Source organism: Aliiruegeria sabulilitoris, assembly GCF_001558155.1.
Classification (GTDB): domain Bacteria; phylum Pseudomonadota; class Alphaproteobacteria; order Rhodobacterales; family Rhodobacteraceae; genus Tropicimonas; species Tropicimonas sabulilitoris.
Genome location: NZ_LOAS01000001.1, coordinates 90,109 through 109,146, shown reverse-complemented (window position 1 = coordinate 109,146; position 19,038 = coordinate 90,109). Strand labels below are relative to the sequence as shown.

Annotated in this window: 16 protein-coding genes and 1 tRNA gene; 10 read left to right on the top strand and 7 right to left on the bottom strand. The window is 60.4% G+C overall.

Annotated features, from left to right (window positions below; genetic code table 11):
* Nucleotides 1-4 precede the first annotated feature (4 nt).
* Nucleotides 5-81 (top strand) — tRNA-Pro (locus AX756_RS00465).
* Between the two features lie 294 nt (nucleotides 82-375).
* Here the strand turns inward: AX756_RS00465 and AX756_RS00460 are convergent.
* Nucleotides 376-2,064 (bottom strand): cation:proton antiporter, encoded by a 1,689-nt coding sequence (locus AX756_RS00460; protein WP_068307329.1) that lies wholly within the window; start codon nucleotides 2,062-2,064, stop codon nucleotides 376-378.
* Nucleotides 2,065-2,585: 521 nt separating this feature from the next.
* Here AX756_RS00460 and AX756_RS00455 point away from each other — a divergent pair.
* The 3 genes from AX756_RS00455 (at nucleotide 2,586) to AX756_RS00445 (ending at nucleotide 6,910) form a co-directional block, all read left to right on the top strand.
* Nucleotides 2,586-3,092 (top strand): hypothetical protein, encoded by a 507-nt coding sequence (locus AX756_RS00455; RefSeq protein WP_068307327.1) that lies wholly within the window; start codon nucleotides 2,586-2,588, stop codon nucleotides 3,090-3,092.
* Between the two features lie 30 nt (nucleotides 3,093-3,122).
* A complete protein-coding gene (locus AX756_RS00450; RefSeq protein WP_068307325.1) occupies nucleotides 3,123-5,378 on the top strand; it encodes a methyl-accepting chemotaxis protein in 2,256 nt (751 codons plus the stop codon).
* 386 nt (nucleotides 5,379-5,764) lie between these two features.
* Nucleotides 5,765-6,910: a winged helix-turn-helix domain-containing protein gene (locus AX756_RS00445; RefSeq protein WP_231700943.1), complete on the top strand. Its 1,146-nt coding sequence runs from the start codon at nucleotides 5,765-5,767 to the stop codon at nucleotides 6,908-6,910.
* Nucleotides 6,911-7,066: 156 nt separating this feature from the next.
* Here the strand turns inward: AX756_RS00445 and AX756_RS00440 are convergent, their stop codons facing one another.
* From AX756_RS00440 to AX756_RS00415, 6 genes are all read right to left on the bottom strand, one after another.
* Entirely contained in the window at nucleotides 7,067-7,732 is a 666-nt protein-coding gene (locus AX756_RS00440) for a transaldolase family protein (protein WP_068307323.1), read from the bottom strand.
* A 15-nt stretch (nucleotides 7,733-7,747) separates the two neighbouring features.
* Complete coding sequence (locus AX756_RS00435; RefSeq protein WP_068307321.1) at nucleotides 7,748-8,692, bottom strand: PfkB family carbohydrate kinase; 945 nt, start codon at nucleotides 8,690-8,692, stop codon at nucleotides 7,748-7,750.
* The gene (locus AX756_RS00430) at nucleotides 8,692-9,462 is read right to left on the bottom strand and encodes an L-iditol 2-dehydrogenase (RefSeq protein ID WP_068307319.1); all 771 of its coding nucleotides are present in this window, start codon (nucleotides 9,460-9,462) and stop codon (nucleotides 8,692-8,694) included. The genes AX756_RS00435 and AX756_RS00430 overlap by 1 nt, the downstream gene beginning before the upstream one ends.
* Nucleotides 9,463-9,535: 73 nt before the next feature.
* Entirely contained in the window at nucleotides 9,536-10,087 is a 552-nt protein-coding gene (locus AX756_RS00425; protein ID WP_068307317.1) for an SIS domain-containing protein, read from the bottom strand.
* 101 nt (nucleotides 10,088-10,188) lie between these two features.
* Nucleotides 10,189-11,445, bottom strand: a complete 1,257-nt coding sequence (locus AX756_RS00420) for a class II D-tagatose-bisphosphate aldolase, non-catalytic subunit (RefSeq protein ID WP_068307315.1) — start codon at nucleotides 11,443-11,445, stop codon at nucleotides 10,189-10,191.
* A gap of 11 nt (nucleotides 11,446-11,456) precedes the next feature.
* On the bottom strand, nucleotides 11,457-12,407 hold the full coding sequence (locus AX756_RS00415) for a carbohydrate kinase family protein (protein WP_068307312.1): 951 nt from the start codon (nucleotides 12,405-12,407) through the stop codon (nucleotides 11,457-11,459).
* Between the two features lie 143 nt (nucleotides 12,408-12,550).
* Between AX756_RS00415 and AX756_RS00410 the strand changes: the two genes are divergently transcribed.
* From AX756_RS00410 to AX756_RS00385, 6 genes are all read left to right on the top strand, one after another.
* Nucleotides 12,551-13,576, top strand: coding sequence for a LacI family DNA-binding transcriptional regulator (locus tag AX756_RS00410; protein ID WP_197431038.1), 1,026 nt, complete (start codon nucleotides 12,551-12,553; stop codon nucleotides 13,574-13,576).
* A gap of 117 nt (nucleotides 13,577-13,693) precedes the next feature.
* Entirely contained in the window at nucleotides 13,694-15,013 is a 1,320-nt protein-coding gene (locus AX756_RS00405; protein ID WP_068307308.1) for an ABC transporter substrate-binding protein, read from the top strand.
* A gap of 133 nt (nucleotides 15,014-15,146) precedes the next feature.
* Nucleotides 15,147-16,019, top strand: coding sequence for a carbohydrate ABC transporter permease (locus AX756_RS00400; protein ID WP_068307306.1), 873 nt, complete (start codon nucleotides 15,147-15,149; stop codon nucleotides 16,017-16,019).
* Between the two features lie 14 nt (nucleotides 16,020-16,033).
* Nucleotides 16,034-16,867 (top strand): carbohydrate ABC transporter permease, encoded by an 834-nt coding sequence (locus AX756_RS00395; RefSeq protein ID WP_068307304.1) that lies wholly within the window; start codon nucleotides 16,034-16,036, stop codon nucleotides 16,865-16,867.
* A gap of 10 nt (nucleotides 16,868-16,877) precedes the next feature.
* On the top strand, nucleotides 16,878-17,882 hold the full coding sequence (locus AX756_RS00390; RefSeq protein ID WP_068307303.1) for an ABC transporter ATP-binding protein: 1,005 nt from the start codon (nucleotides 16,878-16,880) through the stop codon (nucleotides 17,880-17,882).
* Nucleotides 17,883-17,996: 114 nt separating this feature from the next.
* Nucleotides 17,997-19,013 (top strand): aldose epimerase family protein, encoded by a 1,017-nt coding sequence (locus AX756_RS00385; protein ID WP_068307301.1) that lies wholly within the window; start codon nucleotides 17,997-17,999, stop codon nucleotides 19,011-19,013.
* Nucleotides 19,014-19,038 lie beyond the last annotated feature (25 nt).

Genomic DNA, 19,038 nt, shown 5'->3' with positions numbered 1-19,038 from the left:
CGGTCGGAGTGTAGCTCAGCCTGGTAGAGCACTGTCTTCGGGAGGCAGGGGTCGGAGGTTCGAATCCTCTCACTCCGACCAATTAAACAAGGGCCCTGAGGGGCCCTTTGTTGTGTCAACGCACATGCTGTTTCTGGGGTGGGTCCAAACCGGACGTTCGCCGGGTCACTGAGATGCTGAATTGCCGTTCGCCATTGTGGCCGTTGAGTGTGACTGCACGGGCGTAGCAGTGTTGTTCAAAAATAGAAGTGCGAAGACAGCTTACGCATCACTCGACGGGCGGTGCCAAAGAAACAATGCGTGTGTTTTCGGGAATACCGGTTTCTGGAACTTCGGAAAGAAGGGTCAGGTCCCCATCTGGCTTCAGAACACCGATCAGCTGTGCATCCGGCCAACGCTCGCGCCAATTGTCAACGTGAACTCTTCGGTAATTCGCGTAACGCGCATGCTCCAACCTTGCTTGACCAAGTCGTCCAGATATTCTTGGGTTCTGCCTTCCCCGATGGAGCGCCCTGCCAAACCTGGTGGCAATGCATGGCGTGCGCGGTTTTCCTTCGATCTCGCCAGGCGCCACACGCGAGCGCGACCGAATTCTGGCCCGAGATCAGCCACGACCAGCGTGTTGTAGGCGTCGTTATTTGTTGCCGCCAGGACGGTCCGGTACTCAATAAACTCGACCGAATGTTCTGCGGCCTCTCCCAGAATGTCGCCGTAGAATGTCGGAATGCCAGCATCCCGTGCGCGTTGCAGATTGGCCCTGTTAGGATCCGTGATCAAAGCTGGCAATCCGGCTTTCACTAGAGCTTGGGCGAACTCGGTTGTGAAACGAGATCCTCCAACGAGAATGACGCCTGGCGACTCGCCGCCTGACAAGCCCAGAAACCGCGCCATGGGGCCAAGTGTGAAACCATGCAAGACAACCGTCACCGTGACCAAGGCAAAAGCAAGCGGTCCCACGAGAGCGCCATCGGCAACGCCTGCAGCGGCCAACCGTTCGCCAAACAACCCGGCGACTGCAACGAGCACAATGCCTCTGGGTCCGGTGAAGGCCACCAATATGCGCTCTCTCCAAGGCAAGTCTGTGCCCAGCAGAGAGATGAGAACCGTCAAGGGACGCGCGAGCAGCACCACCCCAAGCACAAAAAGTGATGCCCTCCATGTGAGCTGTCCCAGTGCCGAGAAATCAAGCGAGGCGGCAAGCAATATGAAAAGGCCGGAAACAAGAAGGACCGTGGCGTGTTCCTTGAAGCGTCTTAACTCTTCGTAGGACGGCAGGTTGGCATTGGCGATGACAAGCCCCATCACGGTCACCGCGAGCAGGCCGCTTTCATGAAGCAACAAGTCCGAGACTGAAAAAGCCACGAGAACAGCGGCAAATAAGACCGGCACCTTCATGTATTCGGGAACCAACGCATTGCGAAACAGGTAGACGACGCTTTTTGCGATCGCATAGCCAAGGGTCGCGGAAAAAACGATTCCGAAAACCATTGCACCCATTCCGACTTCGGCCCCGCCCCGCAAGGTCAGCACGACTTGGAAGGCGACGACCGCCGCCAAGGCTCCAATCGGATCGTTGACAATCGCTTCCCATTGCAGCAAAGCGGCCGGCCGACGCTGTAGGCGTGCCTGGCGCAAGAGCGGCGCGATCACGGTCGGTCCTGTAACAATCATGATGCCACCGAAAACGACGGCTGCGTCCCAAGTCAGGCCGGCGCCGTATCGCAGGGTAAGCGAAGAGAGCAACCACCCGAGAGGCGCTCCAATCACGATGAGCCGGATCACGCCCGTTCCTGCACCCGCGAGCTTTTTGAAATCGAGTGTGAGACCGCCTTCAAAGAGGATGATTGAAACGGCCAAAGCGATTAGCGGCTGAAGCAGCGCGCCAAACTCGACAGAAGGTACCAGAATCCCGGTCAGTGGGCCGACAACGACACCAGCTGCCAGCATTAGAACGATAGCTGGTAACTGCAGGCGCCATGCAAGCCATTGCGAGCCGACCCCCAATGCCCCGACGAGCGCGACTGCAGGAATTGTTCCAATACTCCCAGCTACTTCTATCGCCATCGCGACGCACTCTCCGTTGTGTTCAAGGCAACTGTTTTGCCTAAGCCTTCAGGCGTTGTCCATGCAGCAGTGCGAGATGGGGTTTCGAAATGATGTGACGGTTCTATTAGCTGTCTTGTCGTAACGGGTTGCCGCGCGTCGCGCGCCCTTAAGCCTGTTTCCGCATGGTTCGAAGAGGCACCTCAGCCCGTAGAGTGGAGATCCACGCCAAATCGCCTTTTGCGCGACTGGGATGACCTCATTGGGTGGTTCTGGTTGAATGCCTAAAGGTGCATTGAAAAAGCAACTTCCAAGATGGGCGGGTCATGATGGCTCCGTCCACCGCATTGTCGGCCCGCCCCTTGGCACCAAGCAAGATGCTGGGCGTCACGCGGTTGCGGTTCGTTTTTCGTCACCCATGCCATTTGATGACCGATGGACAGGGACTCTGCGGATCGTTTTCTTGTATAATGGATGCATCTTAAAGGCTTGTTAGTGCCGGATCGGCAATGCTCACGCGTCGAATCATCCCGGAGATATCAATGACCTATAAGAAGATCCTCGCCGCTCTGCTTGCTACGGCCGCGTGCTCCAGTGCCGTCGCAATGGAAACGGATAGATTTCGGACCATTGTTGCCGACACGGTGTCCCAGCTTGAAGCAGGCGATGTCGATGCAGATGCGCTCATCGCCTTGCAGGTCGAACTGGTGCAGATCGGTGTTGCCGGTGCGCTGGAGCATGCCTCGGAAGCGCCCGAAGACGCAAAGATCCTGAACTACGTCGCGGACAACGCTGAGAAAATGATGGCGATGGATCTCGATGGTATCGAAGTCGCTTGGCATGATGGTGAAGCGTTCCAAGAGATTGGTACCGACATTGAGGACTATGACCACTTCAGCCCTGTTGTCGGTCATGTGGATGCCGTGGTGCATCCAGCAACCGCCGTCATCGCGCTTCGGAGCTACAAGGAGACCGGAGACAAGGTGTTCCTGCTGCAGGTCAAGGACGAGTTGGCCGAGGTCGTCGAGCACCTCGCGCATATCGACTGAACAAACCTGAGTGAAAATGGAGCGTGGAACATGCTGAAATCCATGAGTATTTCTCAGCAACTGGTCCTGGTGTTCGGGATCGTGCTGGCTATTGCTGCCGTAGTTGGCGGTGTTGGTGTCTACGGCGCGCGCTCCATTACGCAAACGGTCAATATCGCGGCGGAACAAGCGCTTCCTCAGGCAGAGAGAGCAGCACTTCTTGCTGAAACATCGGCGAAGATAGAAGTCACGGCGGTCTCCTATTTCGGTCGCGCACGGAATGACCCGACAATGGAAGACCAAATTGCAGACCTCATGGACGAACTCGGAGAAATTGCGTCCGCGTCAGGCAACGAGGCGCTGATTGCCGAGCTTGCCCGCCTGAAGGACGACACGCGGACCACGCTCGAGGTTCATGAGCGAACCTCGAAATATGTCTTCATGTTTGATGGGACCGAATATAGCCTGCCGAGCTTTCTTGAACACATTGCCGTCGTCAACGCGCGGTTTTTGAAGTCGGTCGACGAAGCAACACGCTTTGGAGTTTTCGACGGTTTATTGACGGATCCTGGGGAAACCGAGTTCGCGCAGTGGTCGGCCGAATACACGGCTCCGGACGAGGACTTGGGCGCTCTCATTGGCAGCTATCTCGCGGCCGAAGACAGCATGGTCACCTATGTCGCGGACAAGGTTATTACGAAGCCGGAGAAAGCCGCGGCTCAGTTCGTCCGAATGCAGTCTCGTCGTGTACCGAAGGTGAACCGTGCCTTGGAAGCCTTGCACGATGAAGCAACGACTCGCTTCAAGGCAGCCGAGGATGCAAAAAACGCGGCTCTTGGAGCGCTCCTCGAACGGCTTTCCACGGTGATTGAAATGTCTCGTTCCGAGCAAGCCAATGCAATGGCTGCCATGGCCAAATCCGTCGATCATGCAAAATCTACCGGCGCGACGACAATTGCCATCGTGTCCTTGGTTTTGGCGTGCGGTATTGCCGTCTCGGCCCTGGCTTCCTTTGCCGCGACTCGTCGGATCGGTCGCCCATTGGCTCATCTCTCTGAGGTGATCGGAGAACTGGCGGGCCGCAATTACGAGATCTCGGTTCCATTCAAGGACAGGGCGGACGAGATTGGTGCCATTGCGCGGGCGACCGAAGAATTTCGGGAGAGTCGGCTGGAACGCGAAGAGCTTCAGCGGGATCAGGAACGGCACCGGGAGCGTGCAGAAGCCGAACGCCTTGAACGTCTTGAGCGGGAACATGCGGCTCAACGCGAAGCAGAACAACGGGAACGCCAAGCAAAGGAGGCCGAGGACAAACGACTTGCAGAGATAGAACATGCCGCGGAGATGGAGCGCCGAGCCAGGCAGGAGGAGCAGGCAACGGTTGTCGACTCGCTCGCCAGGGCCCTGCGTGATCTTGCGGCCGGCAAACTCAATGCACGTATCGAAACGCGGTTTGTTGATGGCTATGAACAGTTGCGGCTCGATTACAATCTCGCAATCGATACACTTGCCGATACAATCCGATCGATTTCTTTGAGCGCGGCAACGATCAACCAGAATGCAGCATCGATGAACGAAGCTGCCGAGAGCCTTTCCGGCAGAACGGAGCGGTCTGCGAGTTCGCTGGAAGAAAGTGCGGCGGCAATCACGGAGGTGGCCTCCTCAGTCAAGCAATCCGCGGAAAGGGCCAATGAGACCGACAGTATCGTGACGTCCGCTCGGGACCAGGCCGAAAAGAGTTCTCTTGTCGTGACGGATGCTGTCGCTGCGATGAGCGCAATCGACCGGTCGTCCAAGAAAATCGCGAAGATTATTGATTTGATCGAGGATATTGCATTCCAAACCAACCTGCTGGCGTTGAATGCCGGCGTCGAAGCTGCTCGCGCAGGAGATGCTGGAAGGGGATTTGCAGTCGTCGCATCTGAGGTCCGCGCCCTCGCTCAGCGTGCGTCCGAAGCTGCGAGCGAAATCAACGGCCTGATTTCGGAAAGCGATTCCCAAGTAGAGCAGGGGGTGAAACTGGTCGACGACGTCGGAGACGCGCTGAAAACAATTGTCCAATCCGTTTCCAGGATCTCTTCTCATGTTGCAGACATCGCTTCGTCTTCGCGGGAGCAATCGACGGGTATCGAAGAGATAAGCAACGCCGTTAATCAACTTGATCAAGCGATCCAACAGAACGCCGCTATGTCGGAAGCGTCTGTTTCGGCCACGTTCATGATGTCCAATGAAGCACAGCGCCTTGCAGAAAGTGTGGCTCGTTTTCAAGTGGAGCCGGAAGAGAAGATGAGTGAGGCTGCGGCGTAGTCACTCGCTACAGTTTGCAAACGCACTGGGTGCGGAGGCGACGCTGTCAGCCCGGTTCGGCCATTCGCGCCAGCTAACCTCGCTGCTGCATGACGTCCCGAGATGAGACACTCATCGGTATCGCAGCCTTCCAGACCGCTGCGGGCTACACGGGCCGAAAGGTCGCTTGCTAAGGCGAGCGGGTCATCGTCTACCAAATCATCCTTATGGTGCTGGAACGTGCGGAGGCGGCCCGAAGATGTGGGCAGCACCGGTTGACCCGGAGGGTGGTTTGAGGCTTTTCTTCCTGGGCACACGGCACAGCCCTGCAACCTGACGGTAAATTGTTGGCACGCGAGACAACACCTCCCCTTCGTATCGGCAACCGGACGGCACGGACCCTTTGGTTGACCTCGCAGGGCTTGGCTCGGGCGCCGACCGGTCCTCTCAATGCCTTGGCGATCATTCGCAAGCTCGGGTTCGTACAACTCGACACCATTCAGGTCGTCTCCCGCGCCCATCACCACATCCTCTGGAGCCGCAACCAGAACTACCGCGAGCCGATGCTGGACAAGCTTCTTGCCCGGGACCGGAGCATTTTCGAGCATTTCACCCATGATGCCTCGGTCCTGCCGATGGAGTTCCTGCCGATGTGGCAGCGGCAGTTCCGCCGCAAGCGGGAGCAGCTCGACAAGGCGGGCTGGTTCAAGGGCCTGCCTGATATCGAGGCGCGTGCGGCCATCAAGGCGAGAATTGCTGCCGAAGGAGCCCTCTCGACCAAGGCATTCGAAACCAGGGCGGCCAATTCCGGCCAGATGTGGGCACGTCCACCGCACAAGCTGGCGCTCGATTACATGTGGTACAGCGGGGAATTGGCGACCTGCCACCGGATGAACTTCACCAAGGTCTACGATCTGGCCGAACGGGTGTTTCCAGCGCATCTTCGCGAAGCTTGCGTAAGTGACCGGGCGCAGATCGACTGGCTCTGTTCAGAGGCGCTGGATCGCTTGGGTTTCGCCAGTCCGGGCGAGATCCAGCGGTTTTGGGATGCCGCAAGTCGTACCGAGGTGCTGGATTGGATCGACCGGACCGAAAGCCTCCATCCGGTCGAGATCGAGACAGCAGACGGCCAGTGGATCAAGGCTCTTGGACCTTCTGACATCGAGCAACGCATTGCCGCGCTGGCTGCGGTCACTTCAAGGCTCCGCATTCTGAACCCGTTCGACCCGTTAATACGTGATCGCGACCGCCTGAACCGACTTTTCGGCTTCGAGTACCGAAACGAGATGTTCGTCCCGGCCGCACAACGCAACTGGGGATATTACGTGTTTCCGATCCTTGAAGGTCACCGGTTTGTCGGGCGTATCGAACTGAAGGGAAACCGCCGGGACTCATCCCTCAATGTGCTCAACTTCTGGCCCGAGGACGGTGTCCGTTGGCCGTCAAAAAGACGCGTCAAGCTCGCCGCCGAACTGGCGCGCCTCGCAGCGTTCATCGGCGTGGAACAAGTATCGTGGGGAAGTCAAGCGATTGCGAACAGCGACCGTCGATAACGGCCCTGAGCGGACGTGTACTGCCATACCGCGGCCCACCGTGGTGGACCTTGGCTGGGGTGCCTAAGGCTGCAAGAACCGACCCGCAGGTCAGGAAGGCTGCAATCGACAGGCGATGAAAGCTCGCTGATGTCGTCGCCGGCCCACCAAGGGTGGCTACGCGTTCAGTGCGGCGTTTTCAAAATCGACAACCGCTGCAACCGAATTGGCGTCTGTCAGCAAGTCGCGGGCTATCTTCGGAGCAATCGTGAAGCAATCCAGCCCGATGCGGGCAAGCGACACCATCTGATCGGTATTGCGCAGGGAGGCCACAAGAATTCTGGTTTTTCCGCTCGCGAGATCGCCAATTGCAAGCATCTGTTCCATCGCCTCATAGGCCGGGAGCCCTCCTTCGAGCATCCTTCCGAAATAGGGCGCGATATACTCCGCCTCCAGAGCCGTCGCCACGAACATCTGCTTTGCATCGTAGCAGGCCGTCATCAGGATAGGCCCGCCGAGGACGGATTTCATCTTTGGCACGACGCGAATGGCCGGTTCGACCAGGGGGACCTTGATCACAACCTGTATGCCCGCCTTTTTCCCGTCCTCGTATCGGGCACCGGCAAAGTCGATGTAGGTCTCGGTCGGACCGTAGACCTGGCAGTGAAGTTCCTTGGCACCGAGATCCGCGGCAAGCCCCGCCATGCCAGCCCAGTCGATCTCCGGATAGGAGAGTCCGGCCCGGTGCGCCAGAAGCGGGTTCGTCGTGATCCCCTTAAAGAGCCGCGTGGGCATGAGTTCCGACCAGGCGGCTGTTTCCGCGGTGTCGATATAGAGGTCCATCTTGTCCTTGGCCTTTCAAGTTGAAGCTGCGTCTATCTCTGTGCGGCTGGGCGGGTTGCATCCCGCGCGTCCGCAATTGAGCGCCGCGGCCAGACTGGCGCGACGGAGCAGCAAAATGAGGTCGTCTCGCGTGAGGGACGCGAGAGCGGCGGTGGAGAGCGCGTTTCGGTCTGCCAGTGCGGCCAGGATTGTCGCCGTGAATGTGTCGCCGGCCCCGACCGTGTCGACAAGCGCAGGCACATCGGCGGCGGGAAGCTCGATCGTCTCGCTGCCCATCTGAGCGACGACCCCCTCGCTGCCGCGAGTCAGGATGAGCAAACGGGCCGAAGAAAGCGCCCGCAGCGCCTCCAGCGCCTGGGGCTGCGTCTGGCCCGGGAAAAGCCCTTCGAGATCCTCGTCGCTCAGTTTGAGCAGGTGAACCCGTTGGCATATGCGCAGGATGCGGTCCCGGTATCCGGACACATCCGCAATGACCGATAGGCGAACATTGGGATCGAGCGAAATCAGCCGCCCTTCGTCGAAGCAATCGGCGCAGAACGCCTCCCAGGAAGCGGCATCTGCGCCATCGGTAAGTGTCAGCGAGCCGGTATGGACCGACGCCGCGCCGTCCGGCAAGGCGGCGCGGAGGCTTTCGCAAGTGATCATCCGCTCTGCTGTCCGCTCCCGCTCGAAACGGTAGCTGGGCACGCCGTTGGAAACCGTCACCCGCGCCATGGTCGTGGGGGCGGGGTTGCGCCCGCCCGTCAGGACCACGCCCGATGCGCGCAGCGTTTCGGTGAGCAAGTCCCCCCAGCGATCCGTGGAAATCGGGGAGATGTAGTGCACATCCGTTTCCTGCCGGCCCAGTGCCATGGCGACGTTGAACGGCGAGCCGCCGGGGCAGGCCGAGACCTCGCCATCGCGGGTCACATGGTCGATCAGGTTTTCACCGCCAACGGCGAGGATCGGTCTGCCGGCCATCAGCTCATCCAGTTCCCGCCATCGACATTGAGCGTCTGCGCCGTGATATACCGCGCCTCGTCGGAGGCGAGGAAGACACAAGGCGCGGCAACTTCCTCGGGGCTGCCCATGTAGCCCAGCGGCACGGCCTCTCCGACTTCCCGTTTCTTCTGCCCTACAGGCTTGTTTTCATAGCGCGCAAACAGGCCGTCCACGACATCCCACATCGGCGTTTCGATCACTCCCGGCGCGATGGCGTTCACGCGAATGCCGTTCGGGGCCAGTTCAAGCGCCAGCGATTGAGTGATCGAGATGATCGCCGCCTTCGTGGAGCAATAGAGCGCGATGTTCGGCTCTCCGCGGCGGCCGGCTTGCGATGAAAAATTGATGATCGCGCCAGAGCCGCGCCGCTTCATCCCGGGCACCACGGCCTTGATCGTGAACAGCGTGCCGGCGACGTTGATGTCGTATTGGCGGCGATATTCCTCGAGCGTGATCTCCTCGATCGACGCCATGGTGAAGATACCGGCATTGTTTACCAATATGTCGATCTTGCCCCATTTCGCCTCGACCTCGGCCACACCCGCAGCAATCGCGTCAAGATCGGTCACATCCATCGCCAGCGCCATCGCGTTTTCGCCGAGGGCGGCGGCGGTTTCCCCGGCCTCCTCCGCCAACCGGTCCGCCACGGCGACCTTTGCCCCGGCGGCTACGTAGGCCTCACAGATTGCCCGTCCAATGCCACGCGCTCCGCCCGTCACCAGGGCGACCTTTCCTTCGAGTCTTTTCATTGCTTCCAGATCCCTCCCTAGCGCTGGCCCAACAGGTCGTCCGCATGGTCGGACGTCCCTTTGCGCCGAGTTGTCATTCCAGGTTCGTGTGGTTGCGACGCATCTTCTCGGGGTCGATCCCGAGCCTGTCGCGGAGCTTCAGCACCATGATTTCGAAAAGCACGAATTGCGCCCCTTCGAAGAGCGATCCCATGGGGAGGATCGAAAGGCCCGGGCCGGAATCGTCGGCCATGGTCTGGGCCGGAATGGTCAGGACATGATCGGCGGATTGCGGGCAGCGGCCATCGGGCTGGGCGGTGACGCATAGCGTGCGCGCACCCGCTGCCGATGCGGTCTCCAGGAGGCTCTGGACCGTCGAGAGATAGCCCGGGCCGGCGGAAACGATCAGCAGGTCGCCCTCTCCGAGCGGTGGCGTCGTCATGTCTCCGACCACAGAGACCTGCAGGCCAAGATGGAACAGACGCATCGCCAATCCCTTGATCTGCAGCCCTTCCCGGCCGACGCCGTAGAGTGCGATCCGCCGGGCGGAGGCGATCACGGAGACCGCATCCTCCACGGCGCTGTCGTCGAGCCGGTCGAGTGTTGTACCTAGTTCGGCCAATGCGCTGTCATAGATGGATGTCATGGTCGCCCCTCTTCGCCGCGACTCGCGGGCGGGATCTCCGTTACGGCGTCAATCCATTCCGATTGGCGGCGGCTGTCAAAGCGACCTTTGCGCACCGTTGGCTATTCCTCGAATCCGCAGGCTGTAAAATACCGCTTCACGGCCCGCTCGATGTGCTCGGCGATGAGCGTCTGCGCGCTTGCCGGCGGGGCTCCGAAGTCGCGGCCGAAGAAGAACTGCGACAGGAGGGTCTCGGCAAGAGGTTGCTCCGAGAGATTGGCCATCATCTGCGTGAGCGCGGCCGCGACCTCTGCGTCGTTCCAGTAATAGCGGATCCTGTCGCTGTAGCTGAAGCGCTTGAGCAACTCGATCCGGGCGTCGTCGCCTGCATAGTAATCCTGCCAATCCCCGGGCTTGGCGGCCATGACGGCGGCGACCGTTTCGGCCAGCCGGCTGGGCTTTGCGGGTGACAGGAGCGTCTCTACCTCGGCCAGCGCGTAGACCGCCTCGCGGAAACGGAAGGTCAGTTCCGGCCCGACCTTCAGGAAGAAGAAGTGGTTCTCGACCAGTTCCCGGAGCGCTTCGGTCGGTTGGTAATCCGTCGAATGCGCCTCGAAGGTAAGGCCCGGCGCGTCCTCGATGGCCCTGCAGAGCGGGGCCGCTGCTTCCGGGACGAAGCGGAAGATCGAGGTATGCGAGAAATCGACGCCGGGCTGGGTCACCACCGAAACGATCCGGGACCAGGCCCGTGCCAGCCCGCGCGCCTCGAAGGCCGCGCGGTGCGTGTCGATCGTATCCTGGAAACGCGGCACCGAGGTCACGTCCAGCGCGTCGGGCTCCTCGGTCTCGCCGCCGGGGATCGGCACCTCCGTCCCGATGATATAGATCAGCGCCTCCGGATCCGGAGCGTATTTCTCAGCGACCGCGCAGAGATCTGCCGCGCGCTCGGCGATCTGGGTAAAGCTCGGATTGGGCTCGCCCCCGCATGCCATGCTGGCATCGAGATGGATCTTCGTGAATCCGGCCTCGACATAGAGCTTCACCAGCTCCCGGGCCTTCTCCATGGCGGTCTCGACCGGCTCCCTGCGCCAGGCATTTGGCCCGAGATGGTCCCCGCCGAGCACCAGCTGCTCCATGGGAACACCGGCCTCCCCGGCCATCCGCTCAATCCACCGCATGAAATCGGCGGGTTGCATGCCCGTATATCCGCCATCCTGGTTCACCTGGTTGCAGGTGGCCTCGATCACGGTCGGGAACCCGCTGCGCGCGGCAAAGCCGAGGATCGACCCGATGACATGCTCGTTCGCGGTGCAGAAACAGGGCAGCCCGACGGGTTTTCCGCTGCGGTTCGCTTCAATCATGGAGTGAATATCAAGCATCTTAGCTCCTCTCAGGCGCGGGTATTTTCAGCAGCAAGGAACGCGTCGATTTCCTCCGGGCTTGAATTGCCCTCCATCGGGCCGCGCCGCGTCACAGCGATGGCCCCGGCAGCATTGGCGCGCCGCCCGGCCTCCTCCAACGAAACGCCCTGCGCCAGAAGTCCGACAAAGGTGCCGCAGAACCCATCGCCTGCGCCGGTCGGGTCAAGTTCTTCAACCTTGTGCGGGGAGATATCGAAACGCTGCCCCTGCGAGATCAGGGTCGCCCCCTCGGCGCCGCGTTTCAGGGCAATGATCTCCGCCTTGGCCGAAAGCATCTTCTCGACCGCCGCAGCCTCGTCCAGCCCAGGAAAGAGGTAGCCCAGATCGCTCGTGCTCGGCATCAGGCACCAGCTCTGCTCGACGATGTCCTGCAGCGCCTGCCGTGCGGCGTCATCTCGCATCAGCTCCGGCCGCGCATTGGGGTCGCAGGAGATCCGGCCGCCGCGTGCAAGAACGGCCTCGACCGCCTGGACGATGACGTTCCGCAGCTTTGGCGTGCCAAGAGAGGCTGCGGAGACGTGAAGTATCAATTCCCCATCCGGCAAGTCTTCCGCCGAGAAGGAGATCGCCTCCGCCGCTGTGTCTTTGAGGTGGAAGATGAACGTCCTGGATCCGTCCTCGTAGTAGGAGACAAAGGCGGTGCCGGTCGTCCGGTCGGGATCGGTGGAAATGCCGGAGGTATCGACGCCGTCCTCCCTCAGGCGCGCAACCAGAGACCGGCCGAACCCGTCATCACCAACCGTTCCATAGAACCCGGTCGCGGCGCCCATGCGCGCGGCCTGGTCGATGAAGATCGCCGGTGCACCGCTCGGGTAGGGGCCGGAATACTCCGACACGGCCTCAAGTCCGCAACCCTTCCGGTGCGAAACGAATTCGACGAGAAGCTCGCCGGCCGAAATGATCGTGGGGCCAGACGGCATAATACCCTCGCTTGGTTGTTCGAGCTGTAATTTCGACATACGGAAATACTTTACGCGTGTCAATTTTTCTGTTTCCATAATACTAAGAACTTGAGCGCTGCGGGTGCCGAGGGTATCTCGGCCCTTCAGGGAAAGGCGCGGGTGTGATGAAGCGGAAGATCAAAACAATGGAGGAGTTTGCCGAGGTCAGCGGCATTTCCCGTCCGACAATTTCCAAGTATTTCAACGATCCTGAAAGTGTTCGGAGGTCGACTCGCGACCGCATCGAGGTTGCCCTGGAGGCATATAGCTACCGGCCAAACATCTTTGCGATCAACCAGAACCGGAAGCTCACGAAGACGATCGGGATCGTGGTGCCCTACCTGGCCGACCCGTTCTTCGCGGAGATCGTGCGCCTGATGGAGCGCAGATGCATGGACGCTGGCTTCTCGCCGATGATCTTCAGTGCGCATGGCGAGCAACGGCTTGAGAATGACGCGCTCGCCGCGCTGCAATCCCAACGTCCCGCCGGTGCGTTGATCGCTCCGTTGGGTCGGCATTCGGATTTCGAAAGCGTGCGCCGCTTCACCGAAGAGGTGCCGACGGTTGTTTTCGACAGCAATATAAAGGTCGGAGAGGCCTTTGTGGGCTCGGACAGTTTCCAGAGCATCCCCTTGATTGTCGATTACCTGTGCCGCTCCGGCGAGCCCCCCTGTTTCCTCGAGATGCCGCCGGTGAACCCGAACGCAAACAAGCGCCGTGATGCCTACATTCTGGCGATGGAGCGTCTTGGGCATGATCCGAAGGTTATTCGCGTTGACGGGAACGGTTGGGACTTCGAGCGCATCGGGATGGACGAAGGGACGCGCCTTATCTCGAAAAAAGAGCTGCCTTCCGAGACTGTTTTGTGCAGCAATGATCGGCTCGCGATCGGATTCATCGCGGCCGCCTATCAGCAGGGTCTCCGGGTGGGGCATGGCGCGGGTTGCGCGCTGCGGGTTGCCGGGCATGATGACCATCCCTGGGCGCGCTTCACCTGCCCGCCGCTGACGACGGTCGCGCAGGATTACTCGGCCATCGTGGACAGGAGCGTCGAGAAGCTCTTTGACCTGATCGAGAATGGCCGGACGGAGGAAGAGCGGTTGGAGGTCTTGATCGAATGCAAGCTCGTTCTTCGCTCTTCTGCCTAAGAGGGTGTGACGCCGAAGTGGGTTTAAATTTTACGGGAGTAAAAATTTCATTTGACAGGTGAGGCGAGTCGTCTTTAGCCTCCCGCGGTGTGTTCAACGCGAAAGGGAGGACTTTCGATGAAACTGAGAACCGCAATGCTTGCCGGCTCGGCGCTGGTATCGGCGGTGGCAACTTCGGCGATTGCAGAAGAGATTACGATCGCGACCGTGAACAACGCTGACATGATCGTCATGCAGAAGTTGGCTCCGAAGTGGGAAGAAGCCACGGGCAACACCATTAACTGGGTCGTTCTGGAGGAGAACGTCCTGCGCCAGCGCACGACGACGGATATCGCCACCGGTGGCGGCTCCTTCGATATCATGTTCATCGGCGCCTATGAGACGCCGATCTGGGGCGCCAAGGGCTGGCTTACCCCGCTGGACGATTTCGCCGATGACGCCGATTACGACCTGGAAGACATCTTCCAGCTCGTGCGCAACGGTTTGTCGGCCGACGGTCACCTCTATGCGGTTCCGCTCTACTCCGAGACGTCCTTCACTTTCTATCGCACCGACGTGTTCGAAAAGGCTGGTGTCGAGGCCCCGACCGAGCAGATCACCTATGACGCGTTTGCCGAGCTCGTCGCCAAGGTCCACGACCCCGAAAATGGCGTCTACGGCACCTGCCAGCGCGGCAAGGCCGGCTGGGGTGAGAACATGGCGTTCATCGGCCCGCTCGCCAACGCCTTCGGCGCCAAGTGGTTCGACATGGACTGGCAGCCGCAGCTCGACAGCGAAGAGTGGAACAATGCGATCACCTACTATGTCGACCTGATGAACAATTACGGTCCTCCGGGTGCGTCCGCCAATGGTCACAACGAGAACCGCGCCCTGTTCAAGGACGGCAAATGCGCAACCTGGGTCGACGCCACTTCGGCCGCCAATGACGTTCGCAACCCGAAAACCTCCACCGTTGCCGACGTGACGGACTTCTTCCAGGCACCGAAGCAGGTGACGTCGAACGGTACCGGCTGGTTCTGGTCCTGGGCTCTTGCCATCCCGGCAAGCTCTCAGAAAGCCGACGTCGCGAAGGACTTCCTGAAATGGGGCACTTCGAAAGAGTACTACGAAATGGTCGGCGAAACCGAAGGTTGGGTCGCCGTGCCGAGCGGTACCCGCGCATCGGTCCACGAAGATCCGCGTCTTCTGGAAGCTGCGCCCTTTGCCGAGACAATCAAGAATGCGATCTTCTCGGTTGACCCGGCGAACCCGACCAGGGATCCGGTTCCCTATACCGGCGTCCAGTTCGTGGCGATCCCCGAGTTCCAGGGCATCGGCAACTATGTCGGTCAGCAGATTGCCGCGGCCCTGACCGGCCAGGCGACGGTTGAAGAGGCGCTGGCCAACAGCCAGAAGTTCGCCGTCCGCGAAATGACCAAAGCGGGTTACATCAAGTAACCTCCTCCCGAAGCGGGCCGAAACCAAGCGTTTCGGCCCGTTTTGCCTCCGCCTGGCAAAAAGCACTCCGGCAAGGGCCTGACAGCGGTCTTTCCCCGAGTGCTTACGAAAATTCGCAGGGAGGGCGAACCGTATGGCGACCAAGGCTTCCAGATCCTCTGCTCGATTGATGATCTCCCCGGCAGTGATCCTGCTGCTGGGCTGGATGATCATTCCCTTGAGCATGACAATTTATTTTTCGTTCCTGCGCTACAACTTGTTGCAACCGGGAAGTACCCCTTTTGCAGGGTGGGAAAACTATTACTGGTTCTTCACCGATCCCAGTTTCAGCGCGGCGATGGTAAACACGCTGGTGCTGGTGACGGGTGTGCTGACGATCACGACCATCGGTGGCATCTGCTTCGCGCTCCTGCTGGATCGACCGATGTTCGGACAGGGCATTATCCGCATCATGGTCATCGCGCCTTTCTTCGTCATGCCGACGGTGTCCGGCCTTGTCTGGAAGAACATGTTCATGAACCCGGTGAACGGCATCTTCGGGCGGATCGCGGGTGCGCTCGGGATGCAGCCGGTCGATTTCTTCGGACAGATCCCGATGGCCTCGATCATCCTCATCGTTTCCTGGATGTGGCTGCCATTCGCCACGCTGATCCTGCTGACGGCGCTCCAGTCGCTCGACCAAGAGCAGTTGGAAGCGGCGGAAATGGATGGGGCGAGCTGGCCGAACCGCTTCTGGTTCATCATGTTGCCGCACATGGCACGCGCCATCACGGTCGTGATCCTGATCCAGACGATCTTCCTGCTCTCGATCTTCGCCGAAATCCTCGTCACCACGAATGGTGGCCCCGGCGTCGCAACAACCAACCTCACCTATCTGATCTATGTCTCGTCGCTGCTGCAATATGATGTGGGCATCGGCAGCGCAGGTGGTGTCGTCGCAATCATCCTCGCCAATATCGTCGCATTCTTCCTGATGCGGATGATTGGCAAGAACCTCGACGCGTAAGGGGAGGGAACAAAATGGCACGCGCAATTTCGACGAAATCCAAGATGTTCAACACAGCAACGGCCGGAACACTGGGTTTCCTGATGTTCTTCCCGATCCTGTGGATCCTGATCCTGTCCTTCAAGACCGAGGAGGACGCGATCCGGGCGCCTCTCGAAGTCCTCTTCTCCTCGGACTGGACCACCGAGAGCTATGGCGCGGTTCAGGCGCGCTCCGACTACTTCAAGCACTTCATGAACTCGGTGACCATCTCGGTCGGCTCGACCCTCCTCGGCTTGCTGATCGCGATCCCGGCCGCCTGGGCAATGGCCTTCGTGCCCGCCAAGCGGACCAAGGACGTGCTGATGTGGATGCTCTCGACCAAGATGCTGCCGCCCGTCGGCGTGCTGATCCCGATCTACCTGATCTTCCGCGATTTCGGCCTGCTCGACACCCGCGTCGGTCTCACCTTCGTGCTGATGATGATCAACCTGCCGATCATCATCTGGATGCTCTACACCTATTTCAAGGAGATCCCCGGCGAGATCCTTGAAGCGGCACGGATGGACGGGGCCACTTTGCGAGAAGAGGTCATCTACGTGCTGACCCCGATGGCGATCCCCGGCATGGCCTCGACCGTGCTTCTCAACATCATCCTGGCCTGGAACGAAGCCTTCTGGTCGCTTCAGCTGACGAGTTCCAACGCAGCGCCGCTGACCCAGTTCATCGCCAGCTATTCCAGCCCGGAAGGCCTGTTTTACGCCAAGCTCAGCGCCGCCTCGATCATGGCCATCGCGCCGATCCTGATCATGGGCTGGTTCAGCCAGAAACAACTCGTCCGCGGCCTGACCTTCGGCGCGGTGAAGTGAGGACAGAATAATGGGACATATCTCTCTCAGCCAGGTCACCAAGTCCTTCGGGGATGTGAACGTCATTCCGCCGCTGGATCTCGAAATCAACGAAGGCGAGTTCGTCGTCTTCGTCGGCCCCTCGGGTTGCGGAAAGTCCACGTTGCTGCGGCTCATCGCCGGACTTGAGGACATCACCTCCGGCCATATCGCGATCGACGGGCAGGACGCGACCGACGTGCCGCCTGCCAAGCGCGGCTTGGCGATGGTCTTCCAGAGCTACGCGCTCTACCCGCATATGAGCGTGCGCAAGAATATCGCCTTCCCGCTGCGCATGGCAAAGCTCGACAAGGCGGAGCAGGACCGGAAGGTCGAGGAAGCGGCCCGCGTTCTCAACCTCACGGACTATCTCGACCGTCGCCCCGGCCAGCTTTCGGGCGGCCAGCGCCAGCGGGTTGCCATCGGCCGGGCCATCGTGCGGGAACCCTCCGCCTTTCTCTTCGACGAGCCGCTCTCGAATCTCGACGCAGCGCTCAGGGTGAACATGCGGCTGGAGATTTCCGAGCTGCACAAGCAGCTCGCAACGACGATGGTGTATGTCACTCACGATCAGGTCGAAGCCATGACCATGGCCGACAAGATCGTGGTGCTGCGTGCGGGAAATATCGAGCAGGTGGGCAGCCCGCTGGAGCTTTACCGCAAACCGCAGAACAAGTTCGTCGCCGGCTTCATCGGTTCGCCCAAGATGAATTTCCTCACCGGCAAGACGGCCGCCGCCCATGGGGCTGACACGATCGGTATTCGGCCGGAGCATCTCGAGGTCTCCCGGGAGAGCGGGGACTGGAAAGGGATTGTCGGCGTCTCCGAGCATCTCGGCTCGGACACGTTCTTCCACGTGCCGGTCGCGGATTCCGAGGCCCCGCTCACGGTTCGGGTCAGCGGGGAGGTTGATCTCCGGCGTGGCGAGGAAATCTTCGTGTCACCGCAGCTGGAACATCTCCACCGTTTCGACGCCCAGGGGCGCGCAATCGGGTAACGCCTTGAACTGAGGTATATTCCTCTCCCCGAGAACGCTCCCGGCGGCGCACTGCCGCCGCCGGGGTGGACGACGACCGAAATCGGCCGTGGCTCTCCTGCAAGGAAAGATACGATGACGATCACAAGCGCGAGTTCCTCCCAGACAATCCGATCCCACCGCATCGGCGGTGAAGAGGTTCAGGAAGTTCTTCTCACCAACCAGGCCGGCGCGCGGGCATCCATCCTCTCCTGGGGCGCTGTCCTGCGCGACCTCGAGGTCCCGCTCAAGGACGGTTCTCTGCGCCGCGTGGTGCTCGGTTATGCCGATCTCGCCGACTACGCGGCCAATGCCTCCTATCTGGGGACGGTGGTCGGGCGGGTCTGCAACCGGATCGCGCACGGGCATTTCACCCTCGACGGCAAGGAATACCAGTTGCCCGTGAACGGGGCAGGGGATGTGCACCTGCATGGTGGCGACAAGGGGTTCACGCGGAGGAACTGGTCGGTACTGGAAGCGGGCGGCGATTTCGTCGTGCTGGCACTGGTTTCGCCCGATGGCGAGGAGGGGTATCCGGGAAAGGTCTCGGTCACCTGCCGCTACGAGCTGACGGAAGACAACGCCCTGCGAATGGAAATCGAAGGTCACACGGACGCGCCGACGCTTCTGAACATGACCAATCACAGCTATTTCACCCTCGCGGACGGGGCCATGGCGGCGCAGCACTGGTTGGAGGTCGCCTCCGATCTGCACACTCCTGCGGCGCCGAACCAGATCCCGACCGGGGAGGTGCTCTCCAGCGCCGGTACGAAATACGATTTCAACGCCCTGCGGCAGATCGGCGAGGATTACGAGATCAATTTCGTGCTGCAAGGGCCGCGCGGGCTGCGGCCTGTGGCGCGGTTGGTTTCGCCGCATCGCGACCTGGAAATGGCGGTGATAACGGATCAGCCGGGCTTGCTGTTTTACACTGGCGCCGGGCTGCCCGAAGCGCGTGGTCTGGACGGGCAGATGCACGGACCCAGCCTCGGGCTCTGCCTGGAGGCGGCGGGTTTCGCGGATTCGGTGAACAGACCCCATTTCCCATCGCCTGTCCTGAGGCCGGGCGAGACCTATCGCAACATCTGCGAATATCGATTCACGGCGCTCTGACGCCGGAAGCACATCTCGCCCTGGG